The sequence below is a fragment of the Streptomyces sp. NBC_01233 genome, from assembly GCF_035989305.1.
In the GTDB taxonomy this organism is placed as follows: domain Bacteria; phylum Actinomycetota; class Actinomycetes; order Streptomycetales; family Streptomycetaceae; genus Streptomyces.
Window position 1 is genome coordinate 6,141,438 of the sequence record NZ_CP108514.1, and the last position, 14,730, is coordinate 6,156,167.

General features: G+C 74.5%; 14 protein-coding genes. 10 read left to right on the forward strand and 4 right to left on the reverse strand.

All coding sequences use genetic code 11. The features are described 5' to 3' along the window. Window positions 1-43 precede the first annotated feature (43 nt). A complete protein-coding gene (locus OG332_RS29405; RefSeq protein WP_327416281.1) occupies window positions 44-709 on the forward strand; it encodes a TetR/AcrR family transcriptional regulator in 666 nt (221 codons plus the stop codon). A 27-nt stretch (window positions 710-736) separates the two neighbouring features. On the opposite strand, the gene OG332_RS29410 is transcribed toward OG332_RS29405, so the two are convergent. After that, window positions 737-1,279, reverse strand: coding sequence for a hypothetical protein (locus OG332_RS29410; RefSeq protein WP_327416282.1), 543 nt, complete (start codon window positions 1,277-1,279; stop codon window positions 737-739). Between the two features lie 36 nt (window positions 1,280-1,315). Between OG332_RS29410 and OG332_RS29415 the strand changes: the two genes are divergently transcribed. Together OG332_RS29415 and OG332_RS29420 are read left to right on the forward strand one after the other, a co-directional pair. Continuing rightward, entirely contained in the window at window positions 1,316-2,698 is a 1,383-nt protein-coding gene (locus OG332_RS29415) for a glycosyltransferase family 39 protein (RefSeq protein WP_327416283.1), read from the forward strand. Window positions 2,699-2,768: 70 nt separating this feature from the next. Further along, window positions 2,769-3,815, forward strand: coding sequence for a sulfurtransferase (locus tag OG332_RS29420; protein ID WP_327416285.1), 1,047 nt, complete (start codon window positions 2,769-2,771; stop codon window positions 3,813-3,815). Here OG332_RS29420 and OG332_RS29425 read toward each other — a convergent pair whose 3' ends face one another. Together OG332_RS29425 and OG332_RS29430 are read right to left on the reverse strand one after the other, a co-directional pair. Further along, window positions 3,816-4,100, reverse strand: coding sequence for a WXG100 family type VII secretion target (locus OG332_RS29425; protein ID WP_327416286.1), 285 nt, complete (start codon window positions 4,098-4,100; stop codon window positions 3,816-3,818). Between the two features lie 100 nt (window positions 4,101-4,200). Then, window positions 4,201-4,443 (reverse strand): WXG100 family type VII secretion target, encoded by a 243-nt coding sequence (locus OG332_RS29430; RefSeq protein WP_327416287.1) that lies wholly within the window; start codon window positions 4,441-4,443, stop codon window positions 4,201-4,203. A 253-nt stretch (window positions 4,444-4,696) separates the two neighbouring features. Between OG332_RS29430 and OG332_RS29435 the strand changes: the two genes are divergently transcribed. From OG332_RS29435 to OG332_RS29445, 3 genes are all read left to right on the forward strand, one after another. Next, window positions 4,697-5,449, forward strand: a complete 753-nt coding sequence (locus OG332_RS29435) for a DUF4097 family beta strand repeat-containing protein (protein WP_327416288.1) — start codon at window positions 4,697-4,699, stop codon at window positions 5,447-5,449. 140 nt (window positions 5,450-5,589) lie between these two features. Continuing rightward, window positions 5,590-7,986: an endopeptidase La gene (gene lon, locus OG332_RS29440; RefSeq protein WP_327416289.1), complete on the forward strand. Its 2,397-nt coding sequence runs from the start codon at window positions 5,590-5,592 to the stop codon at window positions 7,984-7,986. 194 nt (window positions 7,987-8,180) lie between these two features. Next, window positions 8,181-8,621 (forward strand): MarR family winged helix-turn-helix transcriptional regulator, encoded by a 441-nt coding sequence (locus tag OG332_RS29445; RefSeq protein WP_327416290.1) that lies wholly within the window; start codon window positions 8,181-8,183, stop codon window positions 8,619-8,621. Between the two features lie 27 nt (window positions 8,622-8,648). Here OG332_RS29445 and OG332_RS29450 read toward each other — a convergent pair whose 3' ends face one another. Beyond that, window positions 8,649-9,422 (reverse strand): protein phosphatase 2C domain-containing protein, encoded by a 774-nt coding sequence (locus OG332_RS29450; RefSeq protein ID WP_327416291.1) that lies wholly within the window; start codon window positions 9,420-9,422, stop codon window positions 8,649-8,651. 409 nt (window positions 9,423-9,831) lie between these two features. On the opposite strand from OG332_RS29450, the gene OG332_RS29455 reads away from it, so the two are divergent. From OG332_RS29455 to OG332_RS29470, 4 genes are read left to right on the forward strand one after another with little or no spacing between them, the layout of a single operon-like run. Further along, on the forward strand, window positions 9,832-13,215 hold the full coding sequence (locus OG332_RS29455; RefSeq protein ID WP_327416292.1) for a sensor histidine kinase: 3,384 nt from the start codon (window positions 9,832-9,834) through the stop codon (window positions 13,213-13,215). Further along, a complete protein-coding gene (locus OG332_RS29460) occupies window positions 13,212-13,700 on the forward strand; it encodes a roadblock/LC7 domain-containing protein (RefSeq protein WP_327416293.1) in 489 nt (162 codons plus the stop codon). Before OG332_RS29455 ends, OG332_RS29460 begins: the two co-directional genes overlap by 4 nt. After that, the gene (locus OG332_RS29465) at window positions 13,697-14,086 is read left to right on the forward strand and encodes a DUF742 domain-containing protein (RefSeq protein WP_327416294.1); all 390 of its coding nucleotides are present in this window, start codon (window positions 13,697-13,699) and stop codon (window positions 14,084-14,086) included. Before OG332_RS29460 ends, OG332_RS29465 begins: the two co-directional genes overlap by 4 nt. Continuing rightward, the gene (locus OG332_RS29470) at window positions 14,067-14,696 is read left to right on the forward strand and encodes a GTP-binding protein (RefSeq protein ID WP_327416295.1); all 630 of its coding nucleotides are present in this window, start codon (window positions 14,067-14,069) and stop codon (window positions 14,694-14,696) included. The genes OG332_RS29465 and OG332_RS29470 overlap by 20 nt, the downstream gene beginning before the upstream one ends. Window positions 14,697-14,730 lie beyond the last annotated feature (34 nt).

Here is a 14,730-nt window from a genome sequence, read left to right on the forward strand (position 1 = left end):
CCCTCCGTGAGGGCCGGGAGGGGCGGCGTCTAGGGTGGTGCGCATGGCACGGGACACGGGGCGAGCGGCTCCGAAGGGCGCCGGGCGCGGGACCTACGCCGTGGGCGACGCCCGCCGGCAGAAGATCCTCGACACCGCGGTCGAGCACTTCGCACAGTGGGGCTTCCACGCCTCCTCGCTGGCCCGGATCTCGGCCGGCTGCGGGATCACCCAGGGCGGGCTGCTGCACCACTTCCGCGGCAAGGAGGACCTGCTGCTGTCGGTGCTCGCACAGAGCGAGCGGCACGACGTGGAGCGCCTCTTCGGCGAACCCGCCGCGTCGGTCGCCGCGTACTTCACCACCCTCGTGGGCCTCGCCGCGGACAACGAGCGGCGGCCCGGGATCGTCCGGATGTTCAACACCCTGGTCGGCGAGGCCGCCGATCCCGGACATCCCGCCCACGCGTACTTCGAGCAGCGCTACGCCCGGGTGATCGGCCACACCGTCGACGTGCTGGAGGCGGGCGTCGCGCGCGGCGAACTGCGCCCGGACGCCGACTGCGAGGCCGCCGGGCGGGAGATCACCGCCGTCATGGACGGCCTGCAGATCCAGTGGGTGCTGGCGCCCGGGAACGTGGACATGCCGGCCCGGCTGCGCGGGTTCCTGGACCGGCTGCTGCGGGAGCTCTCGGCCTCGGGGACGGGCCTGCCGGCCCCGGCCGCGCCCTAGGCCCCGGTTGTCCCTGGCCCGGGTGTCCTAGCCGGCCGTGAAGGAGGGCAGCGCGTCCACCACCTTCGTCAGGGCCGGCGGCAGGGAGCCCTGGTCGCCCGCCACCTCGTAGCCGCCGTGTGCGAACGCGTAGTGGTACCCGTCGTAGATCGTGGGGCCGCCGGTGGCGATCCTGGGCAGGTGGGCGAAGTCCGCCTCCTGGAGGGCGGTGCGCAAGGTGGCGAGCCCGGCCTCCGGCATCGTGCCGGTGCGCTGCTGCTTCGCCTTGGCGTCCAGCAGGGTCCAGGAGCCGTCGCCCTTGACGATGAGGGTGTGGGTCTGGCCGGCGAAGCCACCGCTGCGGGTGACGCGGACCAGGGTCTCGCCGGGGGCGGGGAGCCGGCCGGCCGTGGGGCTCGCGGTGGGGCCGGGGCCCGTTCCAGAGTCGGGGGCGCTCCCGGTCGGGCCCGGGCCCGACGCCGTGGAGGCCTTCGGGGGCGTGTCGTCGTTGTCCGCGGAGGCGGACGGTCCGCACCCCGTCAGCAGCGCCGCACCCAGCACCAAGGCCGCCACCGCTCGGAACGTGCGCACACCCACCTCCGCAGTCACACCGGTCCAACCCCGAGTATGGAGTCCGCACACCCGTTCCGACAGCCCACGGAGGCCGACATCAGCCGGATCGCCCCCTGGCGACTGCTGCCGCCGCTGCTCGCCGTGGCCCTCGGCCTCTGGGGCCTGGAGCGGAGCGCCAGCATGTGGCGCGACGAGTCCGTCACCTGGCAGGTGGCCCACCGGCCGCTCGGCGGGATCCGGGAGTTGCTGGGCGGGGTCGACGCCGTCCACGGCCTGTACTACCTGCTCATGCACGGCGTGTTCCAGCTCTGGGACGGCGGCCTGTGGGCGCTGCGGCTGCCCTCCGTCGCCGCCACCGCGCTCGCGGCCGCCGGGGTGGCCGCAGTCGCCCACCGGCTGGTGGGCGAGCGGGCCGCGCTGATCGCCGGCTGCGTGTACGCCGTCCTCCCGCCCGTGCAGATGTACGCCCAGGAGGGGCGCTCCTACGCCCTGGTCGCGGCCGCCGTGGTGTGGGCGACCTACCTGATGCTGCGCGAGCGGTGGGTGGCGTACACGGTGGTGCTGCTGCTCGGCTGCTGGCTGCACGAGTTCGCCGTACTGGCCCTGCTCGCCCACGCCTTCACCGCGGGGCGCTCGCGCGGCTGGCGGTGGAGCGCCGCGGCCGTGGTCGTCCTGCTGCTGCCGCTGGCCGTGGTGAGCGCCCGGCAGGCCGAGCAGCAGCTCGGCTGGCTCGGCCGGCCGAGCTGGCAGGACTGGGCGGCGTACGGGGTGGTGGGCGGCGCGGCCCTGCTGCTCGCGCGGGGGGCCGCGAAGGACCTCGTTCGGGTGGCGCTTCCCCTCACCCTGCTGCCGCCCGGGCTGCTGATGGTGATCTCCCTGCTGCACCCCTGGTACGTCGACCGGTACGTGCTCTACGCGCTGGCCGGACCCGCCCTGCTGGCCGGGGCCCGGCTGGCGGCGGCCCGCGGGTGGTGGCCGTGGGTGCTGGCCGGGGCGCTGCTCGTGCCGTTCGGGATCTGGTCGGTGTGGCTCCGTACGCCGGAAAGCCGCAAGGACGACGTCCTCGCGGTGGCCGCCGCGGTCCGGGAGCGGGCCCGGCCGGGGGACGCGGTGGTGTTCATGCCCTCGCGCCGGCGCGAGTGGCTGCTCTCCTCGCCCGGGGCCTACGCGGAACTGCGCGACGTGGCCCTGGACCGGACCCCGGCCGCTTCGCACAGCCTCCAGGGCACCGAGCTGTCCCCGGACCGGATCCGCTCGGCCCTGCTCGCCTCACCGCGGGTGATCGCCCTGCTGGACCCGCCCGGTCAGCCCCTGGACCCGTACCCGCGGGAGGCGGCCAAGCGGGAGACCCTGGCCACCCGGTTCGAACTGTGCTCGATGACCGCCGTCCGCGGAGCCCGCATCGCGGTCTACGCCCACCGGGGCGCATGCCGCTGACCCGCCCGGCCGGCGCTCCGGGCGGCGCAGGAGGATGGGGCGACCCGCGTCGCCCAGCCGGAGGTGCCGAATGCCCACGCCCCACAACGCCACGCCCCAGGAGCCCGTGCCCGCAGCGGTGGGCGAACCGGCACCGGGAGAACAGGCGGCCGGCGAACCGGCGGGACCGCTCGCCGGAGCGCTGCGCGGGTCGGGGACCGGGGCATGGGCCGGGGCATGGGCCGGGCCGGAGGTTGGACTGCTGCCCGGGCCGGAGGCCGAACCGCTGCCCGGGGCGCTCGTCGGGGCGGACTGGCTGGGCGGGCGGCTCGGGGCGGCCGGGCTGGTGGTTCTCGATGCGTCCGTCGGTGCCCACCGGGGTGCGGAGCGTCGAATTCCGGGGGCTCGGCCCTTCGACCTCGACGGCGCCCTGTCCGACCACGAGGCCCCCGCCCCGCACACCATGCCCGGGGTCCGGGAGTTCGCCGGGGCCATGGGGGCGCTCGGGGTCTCCGACTCGGACACCGTCGTCGTCTATGACGGCGCCGGGATCTACTCCAGTGCCCGCGCCTGGTGGATGCTGCGCGCCATGGGCTTCGACCGGGTCGCCGTCCTCGACGGTGGACTGCCCGCCTGGACCGCCGCCGGCCTGCCCGTCGAGGACACCGGCCCGGCCTACGAGGGCCCGCGCGGCTCCTTCACCGCACGGCCCCGTCCCGGGCTGCTGGTCGGCGGCGAGGCCGTCGCCGCGGCCCTGGCCGATCCGGCCGCGGCCGTCGTCGACGCCCGCACCCGCGGACGCTTCGCCGGTACCGCCCCCGAGCCCCGCCCGGGCCTGCGCGGCGGGCACATGCCCGGCGCGGTCAACCTGCCGTTCGGCGAACTCCAGGACCCCGACGGCCTGATGCGCCCGGCCGGGGAGCTCCGCGCGGCCTTCGAGGAGGTCGCGGGCGGGCGCGAACGCCTCTACTTCAGCTGCGGCTCCGGGGTGACCGCCTGCGTGCTGGCCCTCGGCGCCGACCTCGCCGGATACGAGGAGCTGGCCGTGTACGACGGCTCCTGGAGCGAGTGGGGCATGCCCTCGCCGCTGCGCCCGGTCGCGACCGGCCCGGGCAGGGCCCTCCCGGCTGCGGGCTGATCAGCCCCACCTACCGGCGTTCTTCTTCTCGGCGGCCTGGTAGTTCTCCGCCGCCTGCCCGAGCGCCTGCTGGGTCGCGCTGACGATCCGGTGCAGTTGCTGCGTGCTCGTCTCCCAGTCCTTCTGTACTCGCTGCCAGGACTCCGAAGCCTCGCCCTCACAGCCGGCCGCGAGCTTGGCGACGAGGGACTTCATGTCGTCGAGTTCGGTCCGGAGCCTGGTCGCCGTGCCCTGGACGTCGGACCGGGTGGACTGCAGCTGCGCGAAGGTGACTCGGATGGTCATCGGGTTTCCCTGGATCTCTCGTCGGCGGGTGCGGGTCAGCCGAGCCGGCTGGTGTGGGAGGGGATGCAGGACCGGGCGGTCCGGTCCTGGCGGCCGCGGTTCAGCCGGCCTCCTTGAGGTTCTCCCCGACCGTCCGGAGGGAGCCCTGGATCTTCGTGCCGTTGGAGTGGATCTGCTCGGCGAGACTCTGGAAGGCCTTCGCGGCATCGCCCTGCCACTGGTTCCCGATCGCCTGGACCGAGCCCTGCAGGTGTGCGAACAGGCCGTTGATGTTCTGCGCGGCCTGATCCACCTTCTGTGCGCTTGCGGAGGGTTCCTCGGGAGAGCGCGCGTATCCGGACATGCCGTCAACCTCCTGTGCGAGCCGTCGTTGCAGGGCGCGGGACGGCCGTACCAGGGCCCCCGCGCCGGGCGCCGGACGGCGCCAAACGGAATTCAGCCCGGCGAAAACCCCAAATACGACCGTGATCACCTGTTCGGTACATGTCCCATCCTTTCGTGCGACCCCGCCCCGGGGCCCGACCGGGGGTTAACCCCACCCGGGTCCGGGTACCGGCCCCATCGGCCGGGCGGCGGTGCCGCGCGAGGATCGGTCCATGACCTCTCACGCCACGTCACGCCGTCTCGTCCGCACCGCGGTTGCCGTCCTCGGGGCCGGATTCCTGCTGGCCGGCTGCTCCTTCTCGGACGGACCGAAGAAGACGGCGACCGCCGACACCACGATCACCGAGGCGGTCGCGGCGGTCGAGGTGACGGACGCCCGGGCGGGCTCGATCGAGGTCGCCCCGGGGACGGGTCCCGGCGTCACGGTCCGCCGCACCGTCCACTACCGCGGCGACACGGTCCCCACCCCCGGCCAGCAGGTCAGCGGGGGCGTGCTCAGCTTCTCCAACGGCTGCTCCGGCAACTGCTACATCGACTACCGCCTGGAGGTCCCGGCCTCGGCCAGGGTCAAGCTGGAGAGCAGCAGCGGCCGCATCACCGTCACGGGCGTGGCGGCCGCCGAGGTGCAGGCCGAATCCGGCGAGGTCCGGGCCGAGCGCATCGCGGGCCCGCTGAAGATCCGTACCTCCTCGGGCGACATCACCGCGGCCGGCCTCTCCGGCCCGAGCGCGGACGTCCACTCGGAATCGGGCGACGCCCGCATGGACTTCGCCGCGGCCCCGTCCTCGGTGCTCGCCGAGACCACCTCGGGCGACGTCATGCTGAAGGTCCCCACGGCTCCCTACCGGGTCGACGTCTCCACCACCTCCGGCGGCCGCGACATCACCCTGCCCGCGGACCCCTCGGCCCCCTCCCGGCTCTCCGCGAAGACCACCTCGGGCGACGTCCGGATCTCCGCCGTGTGACGGCCGCCACGAGAACGACCTCCCCGCGCTTCCCGCCCTGCCCACCCCTGTTCGCCCCCGGCGAACGGGGGTTGGGGAACATTGGGGGGCGCACATGCATTGAGTCGGCATAGCTCAACTTCACTGCCGGAGAGAAGATCATGGCTTCGACGTCCGTCACACTCACCCTGCCCGTGCTGCCGCTCGACGACGAGGTCGTGCTGCCCGGAATGGTGGTTCCGCTGGAGCTGTCCGACGCCGAGGTGCGCGGGGCCGTGGAGGCGGCCCAGGCCGCGGCGGGCAGCGGGAAGCCCCAGGTGCTGCTCGTGCCGCGGATCGACGGGAAGTACGCCGCGACGGGTGTGCTCGGGACGGTCGAACAGGTGGGGCGGCTCTCCGACGGGGACCCCGGGGCGCTCATCCGCGGCCGCGGCCGGGTCCGTATCGGCGCCGGCACCACCGGACCCGGGGCCGCGCTCTGGGTCGAGGGCGAGACCGTGGACGAGCACGTGCCGGACCCGCTGCCGGGATCCGTGGCCGAGCTCGTCAAGGAGTACAAGGCGCTCGCCACCAGCTGGCTCAAGAAGCGCGGCGCCTGGCAGGTCGTGGACCGGGTCCAGCAGATCGAGGGGGTGTCCGCGCTGGCGGACAACTCCGGGTACTCGCCGTTCCTGACGGTCGACCAGAAGGTCGAACTGCTGGAGACCGCCGACCCCGTCGCCCGCCTCAAGCTCGCGATCAAGGCGCTCAGCGACCACCTCGCCGAGCAGGACGTGGCCGAGTCCATCGCCAAGGACGTGCAGGACGGCGTCGACAAGCAGCAGCGGGAGTTCCTGCTCCGGCGGCAGCTGGAGGCCGTGCGCAAGGAACTGCGCGAGCTGAACGGGGAGAAGGACGGCGAGGAGTCCGACGACTACCGGGCCCGCGTCGAGGCCGCCGACCTCCCCGAGAAGGTGCGGGAGGCCGCGCTCAAGGAGGTCGAGAAGCTGGAGCGGGCCAGCGACCAGAGCCCGGAGGGGTCCTGGATCCGCACCTGGCTGGACACCGTGCTGGAACTGCCCTGGAACGAGCGCACCGAGGACCGGTACGGCATCCAGGGGGCCCGGGCGGTGCTGGACGCCGAGCACGCCGGCCTGAGCGACGTGAAGGACCGCATCACCGAGTACCTCGCCGTCAGGAAGCGGCGCAGCGAACGCGGCATGGGCGTCATCGGCGGCCGCCGCGGCGGAGCCGTGCTCGCGCTCGTCGGGCCGCCCGGCGTCGGCAAGACCTCCCTCGGGGAGTCGGTCGCCCACGCCATGGGCCGCAAGTTCGTGCGCGTCGCCCTCGGCGGCGTCCGCGACGAGGCCGAGATCCGCGGCCACCGCCGGACCTACGTCGGCGCCCTGCCCGGCCGGATCGTCCGGGCGATCAAGGAGGCCGGGTCGATGAACCCGGTGGTGCTGCTCGACGAGATCGACAAGGTGGGCTCCGACTACCGCGGCGACCCGGCGGCCGCCCTGCTGGAGGTCCTGGACCCGGCGCAGAACCACACCTTCCGGGACCACTACCTGGAGGTGGAGCTCGACCTGAGCGACGTCGTCTTCCTGGCCACCGCCAACGTCCTGGAGGCCATCCCGGAGGCGCTGGCCGACCGGATGGAGCTCGTCCGCCTCGACGGCTACACCGAGGACGAGAAGGTCGTCATCGCCCGCGACCACCTGCTCCCGCGCCAGCTGGAGCGCGCCGGCCTCGGCGCCGACGAGGTGGTCCTGGAGGAGGACGCCCTGCGCAGGCTGGCCGGCGAGTACACCCGGGAGGCGGGCGTCCGCACCCTGGAGCGGTCCATCGCACGCCTGCTGCGCAAGGTCGCCTCCCAGCACGAGCTGGGCGAGCGCGAGCTGCCCTTCAGCATCGGCGCCGACGACCTGCGCGGGCTGATCGGACGCCCGCACCACGTGCCCGAGTCCGCCCAGGACCCGGCCGAGCGGCGCACCGCGGTCCCCGGCGTGGCCACCGGCCTCGCGGTGACCGGCGCGGGCGGCGACGTGCTGTTCGTGGAGGCCTCGCTGGCCGATCCGGAGACGGGCGCGGCCGGCCTGACCCTCACCGGCCAGCTCGGCGACGTCATGAAGGAATCGGCGCAGATCGCACTGAGCTTCCTGCGCTCGCACGGCGCGGAACTGGAGCTCCCGGTCGCCGACCTGAAGGACCGTGGCGTGCACATCCACTTCCCGGCGGGCGCCGTGCCCAAGGACGGCCCGAGCGCCGGCATCACGATGACGACCGCGCTCGCCTCGCTGCTCTCCGGACGGCAGGTGCGCACCGACGTGGCCATGACCGGCGAGGTCTCGCTGACCGGGCGGGTCCTGCCGATCGGCGGGGTCAAGCAGAAGCTGCTGGCCGCGCACCGGGCCGGGCTGACCACCGTGATCATCCCGAAGCGGAACGAGGCCGACCTGGACGACGTCCCGGCGGAGGTGTTGGAGGGGCTGGAGGTGCACCCGGTGACGGACGTGCGCCAGGTGCTGGAGCTCGCCCTGGCACAGGCGGAGATGGAGGTCGCCGCCGCGGCGTGACGGGGAGGCGCACGGCCCGCCGCGTGCCCCCTCCACGCTCAGCGCGCCCCTGCGCGCCCTGCGTGCGCCCGCCTCGCGCCCCACCACACGGCCCGGCTCCCCGCTCCGGCGGGGTCCCGGGCCGTCGGCGCGGGCCCTGCGAAATACTGGCCCCTCACCCACCGAGGTGCCACACACCATCGAAGGAGCGGGACGTGCACGGGAGCGAAGACCAGGAGTTCCTTGCCCTGGAGCGGGAGCTGTCCGTCTTCCTCCGGCGCGCCCGCGCCTCCTCCGGCGAGATGGCCCGCGAGCTCCACCCCGAGCTGGAGCCCGCCGCGTACGGGCTCCTCGTACGCCTGGAGGCGGCCGGCCGGCAGCGGGCCACCGAGCTCGCCGCCTATTTCGGGGTCGGCAAGGCCACCATGAGCCGGCAGCTGCGGGCCCTGGAGGTCCTGGGCCTCGTGGCCCGCGAGCCGGACCCCGCCGACGGCCGGGCCTTCCTGGTCGGCCTCACCGTGGAGGGTCGCGAGCGGTTCCTGCGGGTACGGGGCGCACGGCGCGAGCAGTACATGCGCAAGCTCGCCGACTGGGACCGCGGCGAGGTGGCGGAACTGGCCCGGCTGCTGAACCAGCTGAACGCGGGCGCCGAGTAGGGGCGCCCGCTCGACCCGCGCCCGCTCCTACAGCTCGGCGTAGACCGCCGACGCGTCGTCGTGCCGCTTGTACCGGGCCGGCGGCCGGGCCGGATCGCACTCGATGGCGCGGACCCGGCCGATCAGGCCCTCCGCGCCCTCCTTCCGCAGCACCGCCAGGCACTCGGCCCAGTCGCCCTCCCCGAACGTGTCCGTCCACCGGCTCGCACCGTCCGTGAGCGCGGCCACCGCCCGCACCTGCCCGCGCGGGGTGCGCCCGGTCAGCGCCCGCGCCGCCACCGCCGGGTCCGCGGCCGCCGTGAAGAAGCCGCCCTCCGCGTTCCGCAGCGCGTCCGTCGCCGCGACCGAGCGCAGCACCTCCCGCGGCACCCGGTCCAGCCGGTCGTCGAGCACCGCCGTCACCTCGCCCCCGGGCGCCTGGAGGAGCAGTACGGAGTCCGAGAGCACGAGGTGCTCCACGTAGGCCTCGTCCCAGCGGACCACGACGACCGTCGCCTGCGGCGTGCGGACGTGAGAAAGGTCACAGGTGTCGCGGTGGGCCTCGGCTGTTGCGCGGACCGACTCGGCCAGGATCCGGTCCAGCGTCATGTCCCGCCGCGAACCGGACAGTTCGGTCAACCGGCCGCCGAGTCGGGCCGCGAACCACGGAACTCCGTGCACGCAGCCGTCCTCGCCGCTCGGCGGGGTGACCCCGTCCAGGGCGACCAGGACACCGCCGCCCGAGGCGGGGATCGCGGCCGACACCCAGTCCTCATTGGGGCGTTCTTCACTGCCGGGGGCCGAGGCGAGGTCGATGCGCATGCCACCATTCTGCCGGGCGGGGACCGCGCCGCACGTGCAGGTCCGTACCAAAGCGGGAGGAGGTGGGCGGGCGCGTACGCGGACCGTCCGGGGCCGGGCCGGGAGGGCCCGGGCAGGGCGCCGGCAAGCGGACGGACGTGTGGGCGGGCATCCTGCCAAAGCCCGTATCGATCTTTCAACCACCTGTCCACGGCGGCGCTCTGGGGCAGGGTGCCCGAGTTGGTCGCCAACTCATCCGTGATGTTCACTCGTTCGAGTGGCCGGGTGGGCGATGTGCGGCTCTCTCCCCAACACGCTGCAAAGGTCTGAGGCGGTACGAGGGGGCAGGGGGCGTTTACTTGTTGACCGGCCGTTACCTCGGCCACACGAGTAGACGAGCACAAGCACACGTACAGGATTGCGAGCACCGGTGCAGAAGAAGCGGTCTCGGAAGAACGGCACCGCCGCCGACGGCCCGGCCCCCGCAGGACGTCGCGTCCGCGTGCGCCGCAGGCTGGTCGTCGGTGTCGCCGTCGCCGGCCTCACCGTCCTCGCGGCAGGCTCACCCGCCGTCGTCACCGCCGCGAGGGAGCTGAACGACTCCCAGCGGCTGGTCACCCTCGCGGAGCAGACCGGGCAGATCCTCACCGTCGCGCACGTCCTCGCCGACGAGCGCGACGCCGTGGTCGAGTACGCCGCCAAGGGCCGCCCCGGCGCCGCCAGGGGCGCCCTCCAGGAACGCATCCTGCGCACCGACCGGCAGATCGCCGAGGCCGCGACCGAGGTCGACGAGCCCCTGGCGAGGGCCCTCGCCCGCGTCGCGGCCGTCCGTACCGAGGCCGTCGACGGCAAGGGCACCGCCCTTGCCGCCCACCAGGCCTACACCGGCGTCATCACGGAACTCCTCGCCCCGGGCGACCGGCTCGCCGAGCTGACGCCGCCGCGCGCCGAGGCCGCCCTCACCACCACCCGCCCGCTCGCGCCGCTGGGCCAGGCCGTGGAACAGGCCTCGGCCACCCGCGGACTGCTGCTCGCCGCGCTGGCCGTCCCCCGCGGCGATCAGCTCCCGGGCTCGGCCGTGGTCGACGAACTCACCACCGCCGCCCAGCGCTCGCGCGTACGGGAGCTGGCCGCCCTGGACGACTTCGCGCGGGCCGCGCGGCCCGACGTGCGCCAGACCCTCACCGCCACCGTCACCGGCCCCGAGGTCAAGACGGCCGACGACTTCCTCAAGCGGCTCACCGACCGGCCCACCCTGACCCCGGCCGACCGCAAGACCGACGGGGCCGCCGTCGGCAGCGCGCTCACCGCCCGGATCGACCGGATGCGGACCGTGGAGGCCACCCTCGCGGGCCAGCGGGCCTCCGCCCTGGCCTCCCTGCGCGACGACGACGTGACCCGGCTCGAAACCCTGGTCGCCCTGCTCGGCGTGCTCTTCCTGATCGCCGTCGGCGTCTCGACGGCCGTCGCCCGCTCGCTGACCCGGCCGCTGTCCGTCCTGCGGCGCGGCGCGGCGCGGCTGGCGACGCCGGAGGGCTCGGTGGAACCGGTGCGGTTCACCGGCCGCAACGACGAGTTCGCCGAGGTCGTGCGCCACCTGAACGCGGTGCGCGACCAGACGGTCTCCCTGCACACCCGGATCGCCGGGCTCGACGCCGACCGCCGCCGGATCATCGGCCGCAACGAGGCGCTGACCGCCAGCCGGGACGTGCTGGACGAGGAGCTGGCGAAGCTGCGGGCGGGGCTGGAGGAGCACCGCCGCGTCATGTCGACGACCTCCGTCTCGCTGTCGCTGCGGACCCTGGGACTGGTCGAGCGCCAGCTCGCGGTCATCGAGGAGCTGGAGTCCAAGGAGCAGGACCCGGACCGGCTCGCGACCCTGTTCAAGCTCGACCACCTGGCGACCGTGATGCGCCGCCACAACGAGAACCTGCTGGTCCTGGCCGGGCAGGAGCACGGCCACGGGCAGGTGCTGCCGGTCCCGCTGGTCGACGTGCTGCGGGCCGCCGTCAGCGAGATCGAGCGCTACGAGCGCGTCGACCTCGCGGCGCTGCCCTCGTACACCCAGGTCGCCGGGCACGCGGCCGACGACCTCTCGCACGTGCTGGCCGAACTGCTGGAGAACGCGACCACGTTCTCGCCGCCGGACGTCAAGGTGAAGGTGTCCGGCTGGACGCTGGACTCCGGTGACGTGGTGCTGTCCGTCGTGGACGAGGGCATCGGGGTCACCGGGGACCGGCTGGAATCGCTGAACTCCCGGCTGTCCACGCCCGATGCGTACGACGAGGAGCCCGAGGCCGAACACGGCCTGGGCCTCGGCCTGTACGTGGCCGGGCGGCTCGCGGCGCGGCACGGGGTCACCGCGGAACTGCGCGCCGGGCGGCACGGCGGGACCGAGGCCCTGGTGGTCGTCCCGGCGGCTCTGCTGCCCCCCACCCCGCCGGTCTCCCCGGTCCACACCCTGGCCACGCCGGGCGCGCCCGCGCTGCACCTGCCGGGCGTGATCGCCGAGGCCAACGAGAACACCCTCCCGCCCCGCCGCCGCGGCACCCACGCCGCCCCGGACCCCACGGAACCCGCCGCCCCCGCTTCCACCGATACCGCGGAACCGGCTGCCCCGGCTTCGGCGGATGCCGCGGAACCGGCCGTCCCGGCTGCCGATGCCGCGGATCGGGCCGCTTCCGAGACCGACGCCGCCACGGAGCCCGAGCTCCCGACCGACGCCGCCTCGCCCGCGGAGCCCGTGGTCCCCCCTGCGGACGATGCGTCCGCCGCCGCGCCCGCGGAGCCCGTGGTCCCCGCTTCCGACGCCGATGCCTCCGCAGCCCACGGCGCCGCGGAGCCCGCCGTCGCGGCTTCGGCCGACGCAGAGGCGGAGCCCGCCTTCCGCGTGCCCACCACCACGGTGGCCCCGGTGACGCTGGCCGAGGCCCTCGGCGGCCCCGCCGTCCCGGCCGAGGCCGCGGAGCCGACCGCTGACGCGGAGGCCTCCGTCCCGGCTGCCGCCGAGGCCGGACTGCCCCCGGCCGACCAGGTCTTCACGGCCGAGCCGCCCGCCGTGGCCGGACTGCCCCCGGCGGACCAGATCTTCACCGCCGCACCCCCGGCAGGGGACGTGCCCGCGGACGAGGTCTTCCCGGCGGAGCCCCCGGCAGGGGACGTGCCCGCGGACGAGGTCTTCGCGGCCGAGGCTCCGGCAGGGGACGTGCCCGCGGACGAGGTCTTCCCGGCGGAGCCCCCGGCAGGGGACGTGCCCGCGGACGAGGTCTTCCCGGCGGAGCCCCCGGCAGGGGACGTGCCCGCGGACGAGGTCTTCCCGGCGGAGCCCCCGGCAGGGGACGCGCCTGCGGACCAGGCTTTCCCGGCCGAGCCCCCGGCAGGGCACCTGGCGGAGCAGACCTTCCCTGCCGAGCCCCCCGCAGGGGCCCCGGCAGGGGAGGTGCCCGCAGACCAGGACTTCACCGCCGAGCCCCCCGCAGGGGACCCGCACAGGCATGCCCCCGCCGAAGGCAACTGGCTTCCCCGGCAGGGCAGCCACCCCGCCGACACCGACGACGCCGTCACCGACAAGGGCCTGCCGAAGCGGACCCCGCGCACCGTCACCGCCGGGCCCGCGGACGACGTACGGCCGCCCGAGCCACCGCGCCGGATCGACGCCGACGAACTCCGGCGCCGGCTCGGCGGTTTCTACCAGGGAGCCCAGGACGGACGACGCGTCGTCGCCGCCGAGCTCGCCCAGGACCATGCGCAGGACCAGGGGCAGGGGCACAGCAAGACCGACCAGGGGGACACCGCACAGGAGGCACGCACATGACCGCGCCCAGTACGTACGGACTGAGCACCCAGGCCCGCAACCTGCAATGGCTGCTGACCGACCTGGTCGAGGAGGTGCCCGGCGTCAACTCCGTCGCCGTCGTCTCCTCGGACGGGCTGCTGCTCCTGTCCTCCGACCCGGCGACGGGCGGCGCGGGCGAGCCGCAGACCAAGGCCAGGCCGAAGGGCCCGCGGGGGGCGTCCGCCGACCTCGCCACCATCGTGTCCGGCCTCGGAAGCCTCACCACCGGCGCTGCCGCCCTCATGGACAGCGGCTCCGTCAAGCAGACGATGGTCGCGATGGAGCACGGCTCCGTCTTCGTCATGGCCATCAGCGATGGCTCACTGCTGGGCGTGCACGCCACCCCCGACTGCGACATGAGCGTCGTCGCCTACCACATGGCCCTGTTCGTCGGCCGTGCCGGCCACGTCCTGACCCCCGAAGTCCGCAGCGAGCTGCGCCAGTCGATGGAGAACACCCCGTGAGGAGTACGGCCTCCGACCGGCTGCCGATACGCGGCGCCGACCGCCGCCCCGCCCGCGTCCGCCCGTACTCCCTCACGGGCGGCCGCACCCGGTTCACGCAGGTCCTGAACGTCGAGACCTTCGTCGCCACCCTGGACACCAAGGTGTCGCAGCCGCAGAAGCCCGACCGCATGCCCGAGATGCCCGCCATCGTCGAGGTCTGCCGTCGCATGCGCACGATCGCCGAGATAGCCGCGCTGCTGAAACTGCCGCTCGGTGTGGTCCGCGTGCTCGTCAGCGACCTCGCCGACCAGGGCCGGATACGGGTCTACGGGACCGGCCACGGTACGGGCCGTCCCGAACGCGCGCTGCTCGAAAGGGTGCTCAGTGGTCTTCGCCGTCTCTGATCAGCCGGTGTCGCCGGCCGTGGGCGACGAGCCCGTCCAGCCCTGGCAGTACGACCGTTCCCGCGCGCCCGTCGCCGTCAAGGTGCTGGTCGCGGGTGGCTTCGGCGTCGGCAAGACCACCTTCGTCTCGTCCGTCTCCGAGATCACTCCGCTGCGCACCGAGGCGGTGATGACCCAGGCCAGCGTCCCGACCGACGACCTGTCCGGCACCCCGGACAAGAACACCACCACCGTCGCCATGGACTTCGGCCGCGTCACCCTCGACGACGACCTCGTGCTCTACGTGTACGGGACCCCGGGCCAGGAGCGGTTCTGGTTCATGTGGGACGACCTGGTGCGGGGGGCGATCGGCGGGCTCGTGCTGGCCGACACCCGCAGGCTGCGCGACTCCTTCCCGGCCCTCGACTACTTCGAGAGCTGCGGGCTCCCGTACGCCGTCGCCGTCAACCACTTCGAGGGCTCGCAGTCGTACGAGCCCGAGGACGTGCGCGAGGCGCTCAGCGTCCCGGCCCACGTGCCCGTCGTGATCATGGACGCGAGGCGCCGGCACACCGTGATCGAGTCCTTGCTGGCCCTGGTGGGCCACGCCCTCGACACCACTCCCGAATAGACCCGCGGACCCGCAGACCCGCACACCCGCGGGT

Bases quoted from the DNA above. Each gene is read 5' to 3' on its own strand.
- OG332_RS29435 (WP_327416288.1), top strand. From the start codon at position 4,697: ATGACCTCTCACGCCACGTCACGCCGTCTCGTCCGCACCGCGGTTGCC.
- OG332_RS29405 (WP_327416281.1), top strand. From the start codon at position 44: ATGGCACGGGACACGGGGCGAGCGGCTCCGAAGGGCGCCGGGCGCGGG.
- lon (WP_327416289.1), top strand. From the start codon at position 5,590: ATGGCTTCGACGTCCGTCACACTCACCCTGCCCGTGCTGCCGCTCGAC.
- OG332_RS29425 (WP_327416286.1), bottom strand. From the start codon at position 4,100: ATGACCATCCGAGTCACCTTCGCGCAGCTGCAGTCCACCCGGTCCGAC.
- OG332_RS29430 (WP_327416287.1), bottom strand. From the start codon at position 4,443: ATGTCCGGATACGCGCGCTCTCCCGAGGAACCCTCCGCAAGCGCACAG.
- OG332_RS29460 (WP_327416293.1), top strand. From the start codon at position 13,212: ATGACCGCGCCCAGTACGTACGGACTGAGCACCCAGGCCCGCAACCTG.
- OG332_RS29420 (WP_327416285.1), top strand. From the start codon at position 2,769: ATGCCCACGCCCCACAACGCCACGCCCCAGGAGCCCGTGCCCGCAGCG.
- OG332_RS29415 (WP_327416283.1), top strand. From the start codon at position 1,316: ATGGAGTCCGCACACCCGTTCCGACAGCCCACGGAGGCCGACATCAGC.
- OG332_RS29450 (WP_327416291.1), bottom strand. From the start codon at position 9,422: ATGCGCATCGACCTCGCCTCGGCCCCCGGCAGTGAAGAACGCCCCAAT.